The 18392-nt window shown below is 68.9% G+C and carries 15 protein-coding genes and 6 tRNA genes; 10 read left to right on the top strand and 11 right to left on the bottom strand.

The genetic code is table 11. The features are described 5' to 3' along the window. The first annotated feature begins 141 nt into the window (after nt 1-141). Both U9J23_RS10580 and U9J23_RS10575 read left to right on the top strand, forming a co-directional pair. Nucleotides 142-963, top strand: coding sequence for an alpha/beta fold hydrolase (locus U9J23_RS10580; protein ID WP_059381319.1), 822 nt, complete (start codon nt 142-144; stop codon nt 961-963). After that, a complete protein-coding gene (locus tag U9J23_RS10575; RefSeq protein ID WP_272266502.1) occupies nt 960-2156 on the top strand; it encodes a SpoIIE family protein phosphatase in 1197 nt (398 codons plus the stop codon). Before U9J23_RS10580 ends, U9J23_RS10575 begins: the two co-directional genes overlap by 4 nt. A 20-nt stretch (nt 2157-2176) precedes the next feature. Here U9J23_RS10575 and pdxS read toward each other — a convergent pair whose 3' ends face one another. Beyond that, entirely contained in the window at nt 2177-3079 is a 903-nt protein-coding gene (gene pdxS / locus U9J23_RS10570; RefSeq protein ID WP_059381317.1) for a pyridoxal 5'-phosphate synthase lyase subunit PdxS, read from the bottom strand. 306 nt (nt 3080-3385) lie between these two features. Here pdxS and U9J23_RS10565 point away from each other — a divergent pair, with 306 nt between their 5' ends. Further along, nucleotides 3386-5224: an ABC transporter ATP-binding protein gene (locus U9J23_RS10565; protein ID WP_326602599.1), complete on the top strand. Its 1839-nt coding sequence runs from the start codon at nt 3386-3388 to the stop codon at nt 5222-5224. Further along, on the top strand, nt 5221-7053 hold the full coding sequence (locus U9J23_RS10560) for an ABC transporter ATP-binding protein (RefSeq protein WP_059381316.1): 1833 nt from the start codon (nt 5221-5223) through the stop codon (nt 7051-7053). Before U9J23_RS10565 ends, U9J23_RS10560 begins: the two co-directional genes overlap by 4 nt. Before the next feature lie 14 nt (nt 7054-7067). Here U9J23_RS10560 and U9J23_RS10555 read toward each other — a convergent pair whose 3' ends face one another. From U9J23_RS10555 to U9J23_RS10520, 8 genes are all read right to left on the bottom strand, one after another. After that, a complete protein-coding gene (locus tag U9J23_RS10555; protein ID WP_059381315.1) occupies nt 7068-8168 on the bottom strand; it encodes an NUDIX hydrolase in 1101 nt (366 codons plus the stop codon). Then, nucleotides 8165-9292 (bottom strand): glycosyltransferase family 4 protein, encoded by a 1128-nt coding sequence (locus tag U9J23_RS10550; RefSeq protein ID WP_326602597.1) that lies wholly within the window; start codon nt 9290-9292, stop codon nt 8165-8167. Before U9J23_RS10550 ends, U9J23_RS10555 begins: the two co-directional genes overlap by 4 nt. After that, nucleotides 9293-10195 carry a phosphatidylinositol mannoside acyltransferase gene (locus tag U9J23_RS10545; protein WP_059381313.1) on the bottom strand — a complete coding sequence of 301 codons (903 nt, stop codon included), beginning with the start codon at nt 10193-10195 and terminating at the stop codon, nt 9293-9295. It abuts the gene before it with no gap. Continuing rightward, nucleotides 10192-10863 (bottom strand): phosphatidylinositol phosphate synthase, encoded by a 672-nt coding sequence (gene pgsA / locus U9J23_RS10540; RefSeq protein WP_026061728.1) that lies wholly within the window; start codon nt 10861-10863, stop codon nt 10192-10194. Before pgsA ends, U9J23_RS10545 begins: the two co-directional genes overlap by 4 nt. 151 nt (nt 10864-11014) lie before the next feature. Then, nucleotides 11015-11536 (bottom strand): HIT family protein, encoded by a 522-nt coding sequence (locus U9J23_RS10535; protein WP_051033086.1) that lies wholly within the window; start codon nt 11534-11536, stop codon nt 11015-11017. 59 nt (nt 11537-11595) lie between these two features. After that, a complete protein-coding gene (thrS, locus tag U9J23_RS10530; RefSeq protein WP_229580073.1) occupies nt 11596-13662 on the bottom strand; it encodes a threonine--tRNA ligase in 2067 nt (688 codons plus the stop codon). 139 nt (nt 13663-13801) lie between these two features. Continuing rightward, complete coding sequence (locus U9J23_RS10525; RefSeq protein ID WP_059381311.1) at nt 13802-14434, bottom strand: DUF742 domain-containing protein; 633 nt, start codon at nt 14432-14434, stop codon at nt 13802-13804. 239 nt (nt 14435-14673) lie between these two features. Continuing rightward, nucleotides 14674-14745 (bottom strand) — tRNA-Val (locus tag U9J23_RS10520). Between the two features lie 433 nt (nt 14746-15178). On the opposite strand from U9J23_RS10520, the gene U9J23_RS10515 reads away from it, so the two are divergent. From U9J23_RS10515 to U9J23_RS10495, 5 genes are all read left to right on the top strand, one after another. Then, a tRNA-Gly gene (locus tag U9J23_RS10515) sits at nt 15179-15251 on the top strand. Nucleotides 15252-15276: 25 nt separating this feature from the next. Continuing rightward, nucleotides 15277-15347 (top strand) — tRNA-Cys (locus U9J23_RS10510). A 1-nt stretch (nt 15348) separates the two neighbouring features. Beyond that, nucleotides 15349-15423: transfer RNA gene (locus U9J23_RS10505), tRNA-Val, on the top strand. 50 nt (nt 15424-15473) lie between these two features. Next, nucleotides 15474-15549: transfer RNA gene (locus U9J23_RS10500), tRNA-Gly, on the top strand. A gap of 20 nt (nt 15550-15569) precedes the next feature. Next, nucleotides 15570-15641, top strand: a tRNA-Val gene (locus tag U9J23_RS10495). A gap of 135 nt (nt 15642-15776) precedes the next feature. Here U9J23_RS10495 and U9J23_RS10490 read toward each other — a convergent pair. Next, nucleotides 15777-16271, bottom strand: coding sequence for an alpha-isopropylmalate synthase regulatory domain-containing protein (locus tag U9J23_RS10490; RefSeq protein ID WP_059381310.1), 495 nt, complete (start codon nt 16269-16271; stop codon nt 15777-15779). Nucleotides 16272-16671: 400 nt separating this feature from the next. Here U9J23_RS10490 and U9J23_RS10485 point away from each other — a divergent pair, with 400 nt between their 5' ends. Next, complete coding sequence (locus tag U9J23_RS10485) at nt 16672-17223, top strand: GNAT family N-acetyltransferase (protein ID WP_059381309.1); 552 nt, start codon at nt 16672-16674, stop codon at nt 17221-17223. A 69-nt stretch (nt 17224-17292) separates the two neighbouring features. Here the strand turns inward: U9J23_RS10485 and zapE are convergent, their stop codons facing one another. Beyond that, on the bottom strand, nt 17293-18306 hold the full coding sequence (gene zapE / locus U9J23_RS10480) for a cell division protein ZapE (RefSeq protein ID WP_059381308.1): 1014 nt from the start codon (nt 18304-18306) through the stop codon (nt 17293-17295). Nucleotides 18307-18392 lie beyond the last annotated feature (86 nt).

Genomic DNA, 18392 nt, shown 5'->3' with positions numbered 1-18392 from the left:
GGAACTCCTTCTGTGCACCGTACGCAAGAAGGCTAGCTGCACGGACGTGTGCCGAACGCCGTGTCCCCGGGAAGTGGCGAGAGAACCGGGATCGCTATCAAGTAGCGAATATGACACCCTCGGGAGAACGGAGGGGGTGCAATGCGACAAGTCACCGATGTGGTGCACAGGAACAGCGTGACGATCACGGGCAACCGAGAGGGCCCGGTGGTCGTCCTCGCGCACGGTTTCGGCTGCGACCAGCACCTGTGGCGACTGGTGATCCCGCTGCTCGAACCCGACTTCACCGTGGTGCGGTTCGACCACGTCGGCTCCGGGCGTTCCGATGCGACCGCCTGGGACTCCCAGCGCTACTCGCGGATGGAGACCTACGCCGAGGACGTCGTGGACCTGTGCCGGAGCCTGGATCTCGGGCCGGTGCTCTTCGTCGGTCACTCGGTGAGCGCGTCGATCGGTGTCCTCGCGGCGGCCGCTGCCCCGGAGGTCTTCTCCGGTCTCGTGCTGCTCGCGCCGTCCCCGTGCTTCATCGACGATCCGGCCACCGGTTACCGAGGTGGGTTCAGCGCCGACGACATCGACGAGCTGCTCGAATCCCTCGAAGCGAACTATCTGGGCTGGACCGAGTCGATGGCGCCGGTCATCATGGGCAATCCCGAGCGGCCGGAGCTCGGCGACGAACTCGCCGAGATCTTCTGCCGCACGGATCCCGAGGTGGCGCGCGTCTTCGCCCGGGTGACCTTCCTCGCCGACAATCGCTCCGATCTGGCCGCGGTGTCGGTGCCCACGCTCGTCGCCCAGTGCGCCCACGATGCGATCGCTCCGCGCGAGGTCGGTGCCTTCGTTCACGAGCAGATCCCCGGGAGCGAACTCGTGACTCTGAACGCGACCGGCCACTGCCCGCAGCTCAGCGCACCCGAAGAGACAGCAGCCGCGATCGCGGCGTTCGCGCGCCGATCGGGGTGACGGCGACGACCGATCGGACCCTCGATCCCCGTATCCGACACGGCGATGCGCTGTACGACAACGCGCCGTGCGGATTCCTGACGACGCTCCCGGACGGACGGATCACGGAGGTGAACCGGACGTTGACGGACTGGCTCGGGTTCCCGAGCGACGAACTGGTCGGCAAGCGGTACTTCTCGGACCTGCTCAGCGTGGGCGGCCGTATCTACCACGAGACCCATTACGCGCCGCTCCTGCTCATGCACGGGCAGATCAACGGGATCGCTCTCGAACTCGTCCGTGCCGACCGGACCCGGCTTCCGGTCCTGGCCGCCTCGGTGGTCGAGCCGGACGCCGAGGGCAGGCCCGCGCTGATCCGCACGATGCTGTTCGATGCGCGCGAGCGCCGCGCCTACGAGACAGAACTGCTCCGTGCCCGTCGCGAGGCGGAACTCGAGCGTGAGCGGCTCCGCAAGATCAACGCCACGCTCCAGGCGACCCTGCTTCCACCGAGCCTGCCCGCGGTACCGGGACTCGAGGTCGACGCGTACTACCACATCGCGTCCCCCGACGAGGTCGGCGGCGACTTCTACGACCTGTTCCCCGCGCGCGCCGGCACGTGGGGGCTGTTCCTCGGCGATGTGTGCGGAAAGGGCGCTCGCGCAGCGGCGGTGACGTCGATCGTCCGCTACACGCTGCGCGCCGCGGCGGTCTACGAGACGTTCCCGTCCGCGGCGCTCAGGACGCTCAACACCACCCTGCTCGACGAACGCGACAGCGAGACGCGAGCCCCCTTCTGCACGCTCACCTTCGGTACGGTCGCTCCCGATCCGGATACGGGACGGGTCGACATCCGTCTCGCCTCGGGTGGGCATCCGCCGCCGCTCCTCGTGCGCGCCAACGGCAACGTCGACTATCTCCCCACGATCGGCGGACAGCTGATCGGGATGCTGCCCACGCCGCGACTCGTCGAGCATACCTTCGCGCTGCGCCCCGGCGACACGCTGCTGCTGTACACCGACGGGGTGACCGAGGCGCTCGTCTCCGGCGAGACCCGTGAACGCTACGGGGAGGATCGGCTCCTCGACCACGTCCGCGCGTCGAAGCCGACGAGCGCGGCGGAAGCGGTCGGGGCCGTCCGCGAGGCGCTCGCGACGCTCGGAGCGGGCGTGCAGGACGACGTCGCCCTGCTCGCCCTGCACGCACCCCGGTAGAGCGCACCCCGGTAGAGCGGTCACCAGCCGCGTTCGGCGAGCCGGTGCGGCTGCGGGATCTCGTCGACGTTGATACCGACCATCGCCTCGCCGAGACCCCGCGAGACCTTCGCGAGCACGTCGGGATCGTCGTGGAAGGTGGTGGCCTTGACGATCGCGGCCGCACGCTGGGCAGGGTTGCCCGACTTGAAGATTCCGGATCCGACGAACACGCCCTCGGCCCCGAGCTGCATCATCATCGCGGCGTCGGCGGGGGTGGCGATGCCACCGGCGGTGAAGAGGGTGACGGGCAGCTTGCCGGCGCGGGCGACCTCGACGACGAGGTCGTAGGGGGCCTGCAATTCCTTGGCGGCGACGTAGAGCTCGTCCTCGGGAAGCGAGGTCAGGCGCCGGATCTCCTGGCGGATCCGGCGCATGTGGGTCGTGGCGTTCGAGACGTCGCCGGTGCCGGCCTCGCCCTTCGAGCGGATCATCGCCGCACCCTCGTTGATACGGCGCAGTGCCTCACCGAGATTCGTGGCACCGCACACGAACGGCACGGTGAACGCGAACTTGTCGATGTGGTTCTCGTAGTCGGCGGGGGTGAGCACCTCCGACTCGTCGATGTAGTCGACCCCGAGGGCCTGCAGGATCTGCGCCTCGACGAAGTGGCCGATGCGCGCCTTGGCCATGACGGGGATCGAGACGGCCTCGATGATGCCGTCGATCATGTCGGGATCGCTCATGCGCGACACGCCGCCCTGCGCGCGGATGTCGGCGGGCACGCGTTCGAGGGCCATGACCGCCACCGCGCCGGCGTCCTCGGCGATCTTCGCCTGCTCGGGGGTCACCACGTCCATGATCACCCCGCCCTTGAGCATCTCGGCCATGCCGCGCTTGACGCGGGCGGTGCCGGTGACGGGGGCGGTATCGGGGCTGGTCACGATGGGGATTCCTCCTCGGTGGACGGATCGGCGAATACTGCCGGCGCACGGGCGACGGGCAGCGGACCCCAGCCTAGGGCCGTATCCGAGCCACCCCCATAGCCAGTTGACAACAACTGGACTGCACACTGCCGGTCCACTCCCCCCGGCCGGGCTCCGGAGGTTTCGATCACGCCGACTCGAACCGTCGCCCGGATCGTTGCCGATGCTCATGATGGGAGGGATGTGCGCCCACGGCCGTGGGCGCACTCCGCCGTTTCACCTCGAGGGTTCACGCGGATGTCCGGGAACCGAAGAAAGGCTGGGATGCCCGTGGCACCGAACCGCCCTGTTGCTCGTGAACCGCTCCGCGGAGCCACCTTCCGGGCAGGGATCGCGATGATGGTCGAGGACTGTCGCCGATTCCCCGTCCCCGCGGCGGTCGCGATCGGCGCGAGCATCGCCAACGGCCTGTGCACGGTGCTGTTCGCCGACGTGATCGGCTCGGCCACCGACGATCTCGTCCTCGGGAGCTTCGAACGCGGCGAGCTGTCCACCGGCGTCGCTGTGGCAACGGCCCTCGCGTTGATCGGCGTCGCCCTGTTGCGCGTCCTGAGCATCGTGACCCGCACGTTCGCGGGAGGCACCGTCCAGTTCCGCGGACTGGCCCGCACGCGCACGCGCCTGGCCGATCACTATCTCGATTCCGGATCGCGCTGGCACCGAGGTCATCCCACCGGTCGCCTGCTCGCCCATGCCGTCTCCGACGCCGACTCCGCCCACGCCCCGATGCAGCACTTCCCGTTCGCGGTCGGCATGACCGGCATGCTCCTGGCGGTGCTCGTCCAGGTCTTCCGCACGGACACCCGGCTCGGTGTGATCGCGGCCGTGCTCATCCCCGCGCTCATCGCGACGAACGTGGTCTACCAACGGGTCCTGTCGCCGCGCGCCCGGCAGGTGCAGTCGCGCCGCGCCGAGGTCGCCGCGCTCGCGCACGAGGCGATCGCCGGCGCCCAGGTCATCCGCACGCTCGGAGCGACCGACGACGAGACGCGGCGATTCGCCGGCGCCGCACACGAACTCGCGAGGGCCAATCGGTCCGCGGGTCGTGTCGGGGCGATCTTCGACCCGCTCATCGAACTGACCCCGTCGTTCGCGGTCCTCGTGGTCCTGCTCGTGGGCGTGGTGCGGATCGAGGCCGGTGCGGTGACCATCGGCGCTCTGGTCTCGGTCGTCTACCTGCTGCTCACCATGGCGATACCGCTCGGTGTCATCGGCCGCTTCCTCGCCGTCCTGCCGGCCGGTGTGGTCGGTCGCCGCCGCGTCGAGGCGGTCCTGGCCGAGTCCGAATCGGAGCCGTCCGGCTCGGCCTCCGTCCCCCACTCGGTAGCTCCGGCCCGTCTGCGCGCCGATGCCGTCTCCTACCGCTTCGCCGACGCCGACCGGCCCGCTGTCGACTCGGTCGACCTGGATCTGCGCCCGGGACGCATCGTGGCGCTCGTCGGGCGCAACGGTTCCGGCAAGTCCACCCTCGTCGCGCTGCTCACTCGTCTGTTCCCGCCCACCTCGGGCACCGTGACCCTCGACGACGTCGACCTGGCCACGACACCACCCGGTCACACGGCACGACACGTCGCTCTCGTCACCCAGACCCCGTTCGTCTTCGCCGGATCCGTGCGCGACAACCTCACCCTGTGGGACGACGGGATCGACGAGGCAGCGGTCCGTCGCGCGCTCGCGCTCGCCGAGGCCGGCTTCGTCGACGAACTGCCGGACGGTCTCGACACCGTGATCGGCGACGGTCACGCGCGGTTGTCCGGCGGCCAGCGTCAGCGCATCGCCCTCGCTCGGGCACTCGTGCGGCGACCCCGTGTGCTCGTCCTCGACGACGCCACGTCCGCGCTCGATCCCGCCGTGGAGCGTGCCGTCGTCGACAACCTGCGGGCGGAGTTCTCGCAGGGACGATCGGAGACCACGATCCTCGTCGTCGCACACCGTCCGGCGATGATCTCACTCGCCGACGAGGTGGTCTTCGTCGATCAGGGCCGGGTGGTCGCGACCGGCACTCACGCCGGTCTCGCGGCATCGGTGCCCGCCTACCGCGATCTGGTGACGGCCTACGACGACAATGCACGCACGGCCGAACTCGAGGGGGCGACCCGATGACCGTGTCCCCCACCGCATCCCCACAACCGGACGCCGAAAGGACCGACACCGAACGACTCGGCACCGTCGCGTTGCTCCGCCGCGTCGCCCGGCTCGTCCCGTCGGTGCGGACCGGACTGGCCGCCACCCTGGCGTTCGCCGCGTTCGCGGCGGTGGGACGCATCGTCGTTCCCGTCGTGGTGCAGTACACGATCGATCACGGTCTGCTCACCGCGGTCACCTCCGAGGAGCGCACCCGGATCGTCGTCCGGTGCGCGCTCCTGGGAATGGCGGCCGTGCTGGTCGCGGGCGTCGGCTCGTCGCTGATGAACCGTCGTCTGATCTCGACCGTCGAGGACGTCGTGTCCGCCCTGCGGATCCGGGTGCTCGACCACACCCTGCGGCTGCCTCCCACCCGTCTGGAATCCGGCGCGCAGGGCGGCTTCGTCGCGCGGAGCACCGACGACCTCGATGCGGTGACGGTGTTCGCCCAGGGTGGCGGCATGACCCTCGTCCAGAACCTGACCCAGATGACGATCGCGTTCGTCGTCATGGCGGTGTACTCGTGGCCGCTGGCGATCCTGGCGGCGCTGGTCGCGTGCGTCGTGCCGCTCGTCGGCCGCTACGTGCAGCGGATCATCGCGGGCCGGTTCGACGTGGTGCGCTCGCGGATCGGGCAGCTGTACGCGGCGTTCGCGGAGACCCTCACCGGGATCGACACGATCCGGGCCGCCGGCGCCGTCGAGCGGGTCCGGACCCGGTTGCATTCGCGGATCGATGCGACGGCGGACGCACAGGTCCGCACGCTGCTGCCGATGAGCGCCTCGTTCTCCGTCGGCCAGAGCATCGACACACTCATCACGATCGCGGTGATGTGCGGCGGGGTCGTGCTCGGCCTCGGCACCTCCGGTGTGGGTTCGTCGATCACCGTGGGGACGGTGGTCGCCTTCGTCTTCCTCGTGACGTTCTTCGTCCGTCCCCTGCAGTTCGCCGTCAACACGCTCGCCGACGCCAAGAACTCGGAGGCGGGACTGCGCCGGGTGCTCGCGATCCTCGACCTGGAGACCGACGCGGTCGCACAGGAGATCGCGACGCCGCTGCGACCCGGGATGTTCGACGTCGACATCGACACCGTCGAGGTGGGCTACGTCCCCGGACGCCCGGTCCTGAGCGGGCTGGACCTGCGGATCGGTGCCGGGCAGCAGGTCGCGGTGGTGGGCGAGACCGGTTCGGGCAAGAGCACCTTCGCCAAGCTGCTCACCCGGCAACTGCACCCCACGACCGGTACCGTCCGCTTCGCCGGTGTCGACGTCGCGAGCATCGGCGACGAGTCGCTCGCCCGGCGTGTCGCCGTGGTCCCCCAGGATCCCTTCCTGTTCGATCGCAGCGTCCTCGAGAACATCGCCGTCGCCCGTCCGGGAGCCGACCGGCACGACGTCGAAGCGATCCTTGCCGAGCTGGGGCTCGACGACTGGGCCCGCGACCTGCCGCACGGCCTCGACACCCGCACCGGCCAGCGCGGTGAGGCGCTGTCGGTCGGCGAACGCCAGCTCGTCGCGCTGGCACGCACCGCGCTCGTCGACCCCGACCTGCTGGTCCTCGACGAGGCCACCAGCGGTGTCGATGCCGGAACCGACGTGCGCCTGCAAAGGGCGCTGACATCGATCGGACGGGGACGCACCACGGTGACGATCGCCCACCGCCTGCACAGTGCGCGGGTCACCGATCGAATCCTGGTGTTCGACCGGGGCCGGATCGTCGAGGACGGCACGCACGACGAGCTGGTCGCCACGGGCAGGCTCTACGCCCGGCTGCAGGACGCCTGGTCGTTCCGGTCGACGCTCGTGTGAGGAGCGGCTCGGGCTCAGTGGATCGCGCGGATCTCCGGCTCGAGCCGCCGCATCGCGACCTGCCGCGCCTCGTCGAGCAGCTCGGGCAGATCGTGCGGGTAGACCGGGTTCCCGGACTGCACGAGCGTCTGCAGTTCGTCGTCGTCGAACCAGCGGTGTTCGAGGCGCATGCTCCGCTCGAGATCGGTGAAGCCGTCCGCTGCGGGTTCGAAGGACGGCACCCGCACCGCGAAGAACAGCTCCTCCGAGTGCAGGACCTCGCCGTTGAACGGGAAGACGGCCACGCGCCGCCACATCGGCCCACACAGGATGTCGCGCTCGACCCGCAGGCCGGTCTCCTCGGCGAGCTCGCGGAGCGCGGCCGACGCGAGGTCCTCGCCGGGTTCGACGGCGCCGCCGATCGTGAACCAGAAGTGCCGCTCGGGCACCGCCGGGTCGTGTCCGCGCAGCAGCAGGACCCGGCCGTCCTCGTCGAGCAGCACGACGCGGGCCGACGTGCGTGCCCGATCCGGCACGGGGGTGGTGCGCGCAGCGGGAGCAGTGGCAGTGCCGGAGGCAGGGGTCGCGCTCGGAGAAGGAGCCGTGCCGGGAACGGCCGGAGACGCGGTGGCGACTGCACCCGCCCGCTCGGCGATCTCGAAGTAGGTGGGCAGCGGCGCGGTTCCCCCGAGGTGCAGCCAGCGGACCGGTCGTCGGGTGCGCAGCGCCAGGGTGTCGCGTACCGCGTCGTTGTGGAAGCGGCGGGCGATGAGCACGCGTGCCTCCGCATCGGCGAGTTCGGCCACGAGCTGGGGCCGCAGCCGGCCGGTCTCGAGCCGTGCCAGGGCAGCCGACAACGCGTTCTCGGCCTCCTCGCGCCGGTCGCGGTCGGCCCGCTCGGCGGTGTCGGCGAGCTGGGCGAGTGCGCGTCCCTCCGGGACGGGGATCGACGCGGCGATGCTCCGCACGACCACCGCGCGGCGCGCCAGGGCCGCATCGAGTGCCTGCCAGGACAGATCCGAGCGCACGTGGAGACGGTCGAGCCGGTTGGCGGTGGAATAGGCCCACACACCGATCGCCACGACCACGGCGGCGACCAGCGACAGGACGAGGATCGTCACCGCGCTGACGGTCACGACCGGACCTCCCGCACCGGGCCGGCACCGACGGTGACGGTCTCGTAGACCCGCAGGATCTGATCAGCGACCACCGGCCAGTCGTACGCCTCGACCACCGTGGATCCGAAGTCGACCAGCGCCTGCCGGCGGTCGTCGTCGTCGAGGACCTCGAGGATGCCGCGTGCGAGCGCGTCGGCATCGCCGACCGGGACGAGGACACCGGCCTGTCCGTCGCGCAACACACGGCGGAAGGCGTCGAGTTGGGAGGCGACGACCGCCGTCCCCGCCGCCATGGCCTCGACGAGCACGATGCCGAAACTCTCACCACCGAGGTTCGGCGCGCAGTACACGTCGGCGCTGCGCATCGCGGACGCCTTCTCGTCGTCGTCGACCTGCCCGAGCAGGCGCAGGTGCCGGAAGTAGCGCCCCGCCTCCTTCCGCAACCGCTCCTCGTCGCCGCGCCCCACCACGAGGATCTCGATGTCGGGATGCCGGGCGACGAGAGCCGGCAACGCTCCGAGCAGGACATCCATGCCCTTGCGGGATTCGTCGTACCGGCCGAGGAACAGCACCGTGCGGCCCGGTCGCGGGTAGCCCGGCAGCAGCGGGGCGTGCCGGAAGAACGGCACGTCGACACCGTTGGGGATCTCGACCGCGTCGGCGCCGAGAGAGGTGACCTGCCAGCGCCGGGCCGGCTCGGACACCGCGATCCGGCCGCTGATCTTCTCGAGATAGGGCTGCAGGACACCTTGGAAGGTGCTGAGCACCAGCGATTTCGTCGTCGACGTGTGGAAGGTCGCAACGATCGGCCCTTCCGCCACCTTGAGCGCGAGCATCGACAGGCTCGGCGCGTTCGGTTCGTGGATGTGGAGGACGTCGAAGTCGTTGTCGTTGATCCAGCGGCGGACCCGCGCGTAGGAGACGGGACCGAAACTCAGGCGCGCGACCGATCCGTTGTACGGAATGGCGACGGCGCGACCTGCGGAGACGACGAAGTCCGGCAGGGGCGTCGTCTCCGACGCGGGAGCGAGCACGCTCACCTCGTGCCCGCGGCCGATGAGGACCTCCGCGAGATCCACGACGTGTGCCTGTACTCCACCGGGAACGTCGAAGGAGTACGGGCAGACCATCCCGATCCTCACCTACGCCTCCATCCGGGCGCGGCGGGCCTCCGACAGGTCGTCGAGCCACAACGGTTGCAGCATGTGCCAGTCCTCGGGGTGGGCGGCGATGTTGGCGGCGAACCGGTCGGCGAGGGCCTGTGTGGCAGCGTCGATCCCGACGCTCACGTCGAGCTCCGGATCCACACGGAACCCCCAGCCGTCCTCGGTGAACCAGCAGTGCACCGGCAACAGTGCCGCACCGGTGTCGATGGCCAGTTTCGCCGGTCCGGCGGGCATGCGGGTCGGTTCGCCGAAGAAGGTGACCGGGACTCCCTTGCGAGCGAGGTCGCGTTCGCCGAGCAGGCACACGATCCGGTTGTCGCGCAACCGCGCGGCCAGCTCCCCGAACGGAGGCGTCTCCCCGCCGCTCGAGGGGAAGATCTCGAAACCGAGACCCTCGCGGTAGTCCACGAAACGGCGGTAGAGGGACTCGGGACGCAGGCGCTCGGCGACCGTGGTCAATCCGCCGAAGTAGCGGACGCACCACACGCCGGCGAGATCCCAGTTCCCACTGTGGGGCAGCGCCAGGATCGCGCCGCGACCGGCGGCGAGCGCCGCCTCGATGTGCTCACGGCCCTCGATGGACGAATCGATCGACTTCGCGGTCGCGTCGAGATCCATCGACGGCAGGCGGAACGCCTCGCGCCAGTAGCGCGCGTAGGACCGGACCGACCGGCGGATCAGATCGTCGGGCACCTCGTCCGGCTGCACCCCGAGCACCCGCGCGAGGTTGCGGCGCAGTTGCTGCGGTCCGCCGCCACGGCGCGCCGCATAGTCGGCGCCGGCGTCGAACAACCGTCGCGCGACGCCGTCGGGCAGTGCCCGGACCAGGCGCCAGCCACCCGCGTACGCGAGATCGGACGCCTTCTCGCCGACACTCACTGCGCTCCCCCGTCGTCCCGGGTCTCCGTCGTCCCGCCGGCCGGGGGCGTGATGGGAAGCAGTTCGCGCGCACCCGCGGAGTTGCGGACGGCGAGAACCCGCTGGAAGACCGTGATCACCGATCCGACGACGAGCAGCCACATCGCGATGTGGATCGCCCAGTCGAGCCCGAGGCCGGTGAGACCGGCGCCCACGAGCACGATCACGAGCCGGTCGGGTCGCTCGATCAGGCCGCCATCGGCGGACAGACCGCTCGCCTCGGCCCGCGCCTTCGCATACGAGATGACCTGCGACGTCACGAGGCAGACGAGGGTGGCGACGAACAACGGGCGGCTCTGCTCGTGGTAGACGGCCCACCACGCGAGACCACCGAAGATCGCACCGTCGGCGACCCGGTCGCAGGTCGCGTCGAGTACCGCTCCGAAGCGCGTTCCGCCCCCACGGGCCCGGGCCATGGCGCCGTCCAGCATGTCGAACATGACGAACAGCCAGATGACCATCGTTCCCCAGAACAGGTGTCCCATGGGGAACAGGGTCACGGCGGCGGCGATCGTGGCGACGGTGCCGATGAGCGTGACGGCGTCCGGAGTCAGGCCGGTACGGATCAGCGCCTTGCCGAGCGGCGCGGTGACCTTCGACACCGACGCACGCCCGAAGAAGCTCAGCATCCCGCGACCCCTGTCTTCCTGTCCGACCGTTGTGTCCGGAATCCGATCCTGCCACGAGTGGAGCCGGAAATGCGCGGTCGGCCCGCGGTGGATCGGCATGCGAACGGCACCACGGCCGTGCGCTGCGATCGCGACGACTCGGGGAGGGCTGTCACTCGTCCCATGCCGAGGCGAGCAGTGCACGGGTGTCGCGCAGCAGCTGCACCATCACCTTCGACCCACCGAGGACGGTGATGAAGTTGGCGTCGCCGCCCCAGCGCGGGACGACGTGCAGGTGGAGATGCTCGGCCAGCGAGCCTCCCGCCGCGGCACCGAGGTTGAGGCCGACGTTGAAGCCGTGCGGCCGCGAGACGCGCTTGATGACGCGGAGCGCGCGCTGCGCGAACTGCATGAGCTCCGCGCTCTCCTCGGGCGTCAGATCCTCGAGGTTCGCCACCCGGCGATACGGCACGATCATCAGATGTCCCGGGTTGTACGGGTACAGGTTGAGCACCGCGTACACCAGTTCGCCGCGTGCGACGACCAGGCCCTCCTCGTCGGACATCTTCGGGATGTCGGTGAAGGGCTCGTACGGCTCGTCGCGACCCCGCGGGGACTCGGTGATGTACGACATCCGGTGGGGCGACCACAGGCGCTGCAGGTGGTCGGACTCTCCCACGCCGCGATCGACCATCGAGGCGGGACTGTCCTCCGTCGCTGGGATGTCGGCGGGCCCCGGGGTGCGGTCGCCCGTCACGACGGGCTGCCTTCCCCACCGGAGCCGACGAGTTCGGCGGTGGGCGAGGCGTTCTCGCGGCGGCGGACCCATTCGGTGACGATCCGCACGGCCTCGTCGACGGGCACGCCGTTGACCTGCGTGCCGTCGCGGAAGCGGAAGCTGACCGCGCCGGCCGCGACGTCGCGCTCTCCGGCGAGCAGCATGAACGGCACCTTCTGCGTGGTGTGTGTGCGGATCTTCTTCTGCATGCGGTCGTCGGAGACGTCGACCTCGGCGCGGATCCCCTGCGCCTTCAGCTTTCCGACGACGTCGAACAGGTGACCCTCGAAGTCGGCGGCCACGGGGATGCCCACGACCTGAACGGGCGAGAGCCACGCGGGGAAGGCACCGGCGTAGTGCTCGGTGAGCACACCGAAGAACCGCTCGATGGAACCGAACAGTGCGCGGTGGATCATGACGGGGCGGTGCTTGGCACCGTCGGCGCCGGTGTACTCGAGCTCGAAGCGTTCGGGCAGGTTGAAGTCGAGCTGGATCGTCGACATCTGCCAGCTGCGGCCGAGCGCGTCCTTGACCTGCACGGAGATCTTCGGGCCGTAGAAGGCGGCTCCGCCCGGGTCGGGCACGAGGTTCAGGCCGGAGGCCTCACCGACCTCGCGCAGCGTCTCGGTCGCGACGTCCCACAGTTCGTCGCTGCCGACGAACTTCTTGGGGTTCTTCGTCGACAGTTCGAGGTAGTAGTCGTCGAGCCCGTAATCCTTGAGCAGGTCGAGGATGAAGTTCAGGACGCTGGTGAGCTCGTCGCGCATCTGCTCCGGGGTGCAGAAGATGTGTGCGTCGTCCTGCGTCATGCCGCGCACGCGGGTCAGGCCGTGGACGACACCGGACTTCTCGTAGCGGTAGACCGAACCGAACTCGAACATGCGCAGCGGCAGTTCGCGGTAGGAGCGCCCGCGCGACCGGAAGATCAGGTCGTGCATCGGGCAGTTCATGGGCTTGAGGTAGTAGTCCTGGCCCGGCTTGCGGACGGTGCCGTCCTCGTTGAGCTCCTCGTCGATGTGCATCGCCGGGAACATGCCGTCGCGGTACCAGTCGAGGTGACCGGACACCTCGTACAGCTGGCCCTTGGTGATGTGCGGCGAGTACACGAACTCGTAGCCGGCCTCGACGTGCCGCTGGCGCGAGTAGTTCTCCATCTCCTGGCGGATGATGCCGCCCTTGGGATGGAAGACGGGCAGACCCGAACCGAGCTCGTCGGGGAACGAGAACAGGTCGAGCTCGTTGCCGAGCTTGCGGTGGTCGCGGCGTTCGGCCTCGGCGAGGAGTTCGAGGTGCGCGTCGAGCGCCTCGGTGGACTCCCAGGCCGTGCCGTAGATGCGCTGCAGGCCGGCGTTGTCCTGGTCGCCGCGCCAATAGGCCGCGGAGCTGCGCGTGAGCTTGAAGGCCGGGATGAACTTGGTGGTGGGCACGTGCGGGCCGCGGCACAGGTCCTTCCAGACGAGCTCACCCGTGCGCGGGTTGAGGTTGTCGTAGATGGTCAGTTCCTTGCCGCCGACCTCCATCACCTCGGGGTCGTCGATGCCGGACTTGTCGTCGATGAGTTCGAGCTTGAACGGCTCGTCCTTCAGTTCCTCGCGGGCGTCCTCGAGGCTGTCGACGACGCGACGCGAGAAGCGCTGGGCGTCCTTGACGATCTTCTTCATCCGCTTCTCGAGCTTCGCGAGATCCTCGGGCGTGAAGGGACGCTCGACCTGGAAGTCGTAGTAGAAGCCGTCGCGGATCGGCGGGCCGATGCCGAGCTTGGCCTCCGGGAACTCCTGCTGCACGGCCTGCGCGAGCACGTGGGCGGCCGAGTGGCGGATGACGCTGCGGCCGTCGTCGGTGTCGGCGCCGACGGCCTCGACCTCGACGTCCGCTTCGGGCGTCCAGGACAGGTCGCGCAGCGCGCCTTCGGAGTCGCGGACGACCACGATCGTCTCGGGTCCCTTGGTGGGCAGACCCGCGTCACGGACCGCCGCGCCCGCAGTGGTCCCCGCGGGCACCCGGACGATCGTGGCTGGTTTCGCGGATGCGGGCGTGGTCACTGTGACGGACTCCTCGGCTCGATGCCTGATACGTGGTCGTCGCCGGGCACGTGCTGCGGTCGACGACCGCGAGCACACGGCAACTTCCTCATGCTATCGACATCCGCGCGGACCGCGAACACAGGGAGCCGTGAAGTCCTCAGAGGTGGTTGAGACCCGTCAGTACCCGTTCGAGCAGTTCGACGTTCGGTCCCACCTTGTCGGCGGTGCGGTGCACGGTGATCTCGCCGGTCGCCGCGAGATCGCCGACGAGCACGCGGGCGACACCGAGCGGGATCTGCGCGAGGGCCGCGATCTCCATGATCGATCTCGGCTGGGCGCACAACGCCAGCACGAGGCGATGCTCGTCCATCGCCGGACCGGACTCACTGCCCATCGCGGAGGGGACGGCCGACACGAGCACTTCGAGAGGCAACTCCACCTCGGCTCGGGTGCGTCCCCCGCTCCGTACGAACGGGCGCACGAACGACGACGTCTCTGGCTGGTTCATGTCCTCGATTCCCACACTGGTCCCGGTGCCCGCATTCCGGCCGGCCGCCTGCGCTGCTCCGACCGACTGCGCTCTGTCGACCGGTTGCGCTGTGTCGACCGGTTGCGCTGCGGGCCGGTACACCTCGGCTGCCGTGACCTCGTCCACGACGGGGCCCGGCTCGCGGTGATTCCGTACCGGCACGGCGTGATCCGCCGGCCGCCGACGTCGACGGGACCGACCGGATCCGAATCTCGCTCCGGTCGCCCCCACGACCGGCCATTCGCTGTCCGCAACGCTCATCCGGACGTGTCCTCCTCGACGACCACGATCCTGCCATCACTATGCGCACTTCGGCCACAAGCACCACAGCTGTGCCCACACGACACGCGTGGTCGAGCCCGATGGGGCCGTTGCGGTTCGAAGGAAACAAGCGCTCGCGGGCGACCCGCCCGACCGGGCGCCACGCATGCTCAACGATTTCATCAAGGTACGAAAAAAGGCACCCCTGCGGGGGTGCCTTTCGTCACTGTCGATCTCGGTGGTCCCGGCTGGGATCGAACCAGCGACCTCCCCGGTGTGAACGGGACGCTCTTCCACTGAGCCACGGGACCGGGCCGCTTCACAGCGGCTCGAACGAGATGGAACACTAACACGCTCCCGCCATGAACACGAATCGCCTGGTGACAGCGTTTCGATGCGCTGTTCCGTGCGGCGCGTCCCCGCGCTGCACGCGCGCGTACGCGAGGGACAGGAGTCGGACCCAGGACTCGGCATCCGGAGCCGGCACCTCGAAGCCGGAGCCTCGGACGATCTCTTCGTCCCGGAGGCCCCGGAAGGTGCAACCGCCGGCGGGAGCGACACGAGATCGACCCCCGAAGCCCGATTCGGCAACCCGATTCGGCGCCTCCCGCGGGGGTCATCGACCCGTCACCTTCGCGAAATCTGCCGTTTTCTTCCGTTGACCTGCGGATTTGTGTGTTCCGTAGATGCTCGGCTACTGTTTTGAACCGCACCACGGAGAGCAAGACGCCGAACGGTGCGAATGCGGATGTAGCGCAGCTGGTAGCGCATCACCTTGCCAAGGTGAGGGTCGCGGGTTCGAATCCCGTCATCCGCTCGAGAGGTTGGACTCGACCTTTTACGGTGGAGTGGCCGAGTGGTGAGGCAACGGCCTGCAAAGCCGTGCACACGGGTTCGATTCCCGTCTCCACCTCGCGCGATTAGCTCAGCGGGAGAGCGCTTCCCTGACACGGAAGAGGTCACTGGTTCAATCCCAGTATCGCGCACCAGGTTCGACCAGCACGTGGGTCGGACCGGTTCACCGAAACAACGTGCACATGCGGATGTAGCGCAGCTGGTAGCGCATCACCTTGCCAAGGTGAGGGTCGCGGGTTCGAATCCCGTCATCCGCTCCACTCCGGCGATCACCATGCCGGCGCGATTAGCTCAGCGGGAGAGCGCTTCCCTGACACGGAAGAGGTCACTGGTTCAATCCCAGTATCGCGCACAGAAGATGAAGGCCCCCTTCGAATTTCGAAGGGGGCCTTCATTCGTTCGTGGAGTGGGTCGACGTCCGAGCCATCCGGTGAGGAATCCGACAGCGATCCGGTGCGGAGGTACTCCCCCGCACCGGACCGGCGCGTCACGCGCCGAGCTTGTTGATCCCCGCGATCATCGCCCGCAGCGACGACTCGGTGCCGGTCTCGCCGGTGCCCATGACCCAGGCCGTGCGCTCGCCGGAGCGGCACAGCAGGAAGGTCGCGGACATCCCACCGAGGTCGTGGCGATGGAACGACAGGATCTCGATGTTCAGTCCGAGGTCGTACAGCATCGCGGTCATCGCGGCGATCGGCCCGCAGGTCGTGGCGGATGCGGTATGGATGGTGTCGCCGATCGCGATCGTCGCCTCGAAGGCGCTGCGTCCCGCACCGAGGGTCGTCGCAGTCCAGCCGCCGAGGCGGACCGGACCGTGCTGGGCACCGTAGGTGGATTCGAATTCCGTCCAGCTCATGCCGGAGGCTTCCTCGCGCAATCCCCGAGGAAGTGCGCGCCCGTAGCGGGCGAAGAACGGATCGGCATCAGGGGTGCCGAAGGGGAACATCGGAGCGAAACCGGAGAAGGAGGTGAAGGCGTTCATCGTTCGTAGTGGTCTTCCACGAGAAGGAAGGACCGACGCGTAGCTCAACGACCCGCAGCGAGGGGTCGGTCCGAATCAGACCCCGCTACGGCGGTGAACTACGAGTACGCGCTTCATAGCCGCGACGGTACAACGCACCGACATTTCGTGCAAGTCGTATGCACGGGACCGTGTGACGGAACCGTGACCACTGCGGCTGGAACCTGAGGTATCCCTCATGTAGCGTGGATGTTGCCATCCCCCCGATGGTGTCGAACCCCAGCCATGACCCCCCATCCAAGGCTGGGGTTCAGCCATATCCGGCCCTTCTTCGCCTCGTGTCCGGGCTCGTGTCTCCGTCTCGCATCGACACGCCGGGGCTCCTGCCGGATCATCCCGTCCGAGTGCTTCACTGGTGTGCATGTCCATGCCACCACTCGAAGAAGCGGTCTCCGTCGACGAGGCGGGCATCTGGGATGCCGAGGCGATCGCCCAGGTCGCCGCCGCGACCTTCCCGCTCGCCTGCCCTCCGGACGCCGCCGAGGACGACATCGCCGACTTCATCGAGCGCACCCTCAGCGCGGAGAAGTTCGCCGAATACCTGTCCTCCCCCGAACGCATCGTTCTCGAGGCACGCGCAGGTGAGGAGATCGTCGGTTACCTGATGGCAGTGGACGCCGCGCCCGAGGATCCGGCGATCGACGCGATGATCACGGCGCGGCCGGCGATCGAGATCAGCAAGCTGTACGTGATGCCGGGCCATCACGGGTCGGGGGTGTCCGCAGCGCTCATGGACGCGATCGTCGCGCGGGCCCGCGCGCTCGGGCGGGCGGGCCTGTGGCTCGGTGTCAATCAGGAGAACACCCGCGCCCGGCGCTTCTACGAGAAGCAGGGCTTCGAGGTGGTGGGCACGCGCACGTTCGTCGTGGGCGCGCAGACACACGACGATTTCGTCATGCAGCGCACCCTCTGAACGGAATGCCGGCAGTGATCCGGTGATGCGGTGTGAACGACCCGGCGCGGATGAGCGCCGGGTATCCGCTCAGCCCGCGGCGACCTCGAAGCGGGACAACGCCAGGAGGCGGGACGTCGCACGCAGGTACTTCTTGCGGTAGCCACCCGCGAGCATCTCGGGCGTGAAGATCTCGTCGAGCTTGGCGCCGGAGACCGTCACGGGAATGCTCGCGTCGTACATGCGGTCGGCGAGGACCACCAGACGCAGGGCCACCGACTGGTCCTTCGCCGGATGCACACCCTCGAGGAAGACGGCGGGCACACCTTCGACGAGCTTGCCGTACCGCGAGGGGTGCAACGTGCTCAGGTGCGCGCACAGCTCGTCGAAGTCGTCGAGCGTGGCACCCGGGATCGCCTCGGCGCGCTCGGTGAGCTCGGCCGAGTCGACCGGATCGGGTGCGGGCGGCAGGTCGCGGTGACGGTAGTCGGGGCCGTCGACGCGGATGGTCTCGAAGATCGACGCGAGTTTCTTGATCTCGCGCAGGAAGTCCTGTGCCGCGAACCGTCCCTCACCCAGCTGGCCGGGGAGCGTGTTGGAGGTCGCGACGATCGAGACACCGCGGGCCGACAGTTCGGTCAGCAGGCGCGAGACGAGCATGGTGTCGCCCGGATCGTCGAGTTCGAACTCGTCGATGCACAGCACGCTGTGGCTAGACAGCTCCTCGACGGCCTTGTTGAACCCGAGGGCGCCGACGACGTGGGTGAGCTCGACGAACGTGCCGAAGGCCTTGGGAGAGGGTGCGCTGTGGAAGATCGAGGCGAGCAGGTGGGTCTTGCCCACGCCGAAGCCGCCGTCGAGGTAGAGGCCGGCACCCTGCGGCTGGGAGCGGCGGCCGAACAGGCCGCGCTTGCCACCGCGGATCTTCCCGATCTTGCTGACGAACTCCGCAGCGGTCTTCACCGCGGCCGCCTGGCTCGGCTCGTTCGGATCCGGGATGTACGACTCGAAGCTCACCTCGTCGAACATCGCGGGGGGCACCATCTGCGCCACCAACTGGTCAGCAGGCACCACCGGATTGCGGTCGACGAGACGTTCGTGCATTAGCCCAGGGTACGACCGCACCATGCTCGGATCCGCACTCGAATCCGGAATGCGACCTACTTCACACGGCGTTCACCTCGGCGTCA

Source organism: Rhodococcus sp. PD04 (assembly GCF_035918275.1).
In the GTDB taxonomy this organism is placed as follows: Bacteria; Actinomycetota; Actinomycetes; order Mycobacteriales; family Mycobacteriaceae; genus Rhodococcus; species Rhodococcus rhodochrous.
Note: the sequence above shows the minus strand (reverse complement) of the source record. Positions and strands in the feature narration are given on the sequence as shown.

Coding starts and splice junctions, on each gene's coding strand:
- U9J23_RS10580 (WP_059381319.1), top strand. CDS start 142: ATGCGACAAGTCACCGATGTGGTGCACAGGAACAGCGTGACGATCACG.
- U9J23_RS10565 (WP_326602599.1), top strand. CDS start 3,386: ATGCCCGTGGCACCGAACCGCCCTGTTGCTCGTGAACCGCTCCGCGGA.
- U9J23_RS10560 (WP_059381316.1), top strand. CDS start 5,221: ATGACCGTGTCCCCCACCGCATCCCCACAACCGGACGCCGAAAGGACC.
- pgsA (WP_026061728.1), bottom strand. CDS start 10,863: ATGCTGAGCTTCTTCGGGCGTGCGTCGGTGTCGAAGGTCACCGCGCCG.
- U9J23_RS10535 (WP_051033086.1), bottom strand. CDS start 11,536: ATGGTCGATCGCGGCGTGGGAGAGTCCGACCACCTGCAGCGCCTGTGG.
- U9J23_RS10525 (WP_059381311.1), bottom strand. CDS start 14,434: ATGAGCGTTGCGGACAGCGAATGGCCGGTCGTGGGGGCGACCGGAGCG.
- U9J23_RS10490 (WP_059381310.1), bottom strand. CDS start 16,271: ATGAACGCCTTCACCTCCTTCTCCGGTTTCGCTCCGATGTTCCCCTTC.
- U9J23_RS10485 (WP_059381309.1), top strand. CDS start 16,672: ATGTCCATGCCACCACTCGAAGAAGCGGTCTCCGTCGACGAGGCGGGC.
- zapE (WP_059381308.1), bottom strand. CDS start 18,306: ATGCACGAACGTCTCGTCGACCGCAATCCGGTGGTGCCTGCTGACCAG.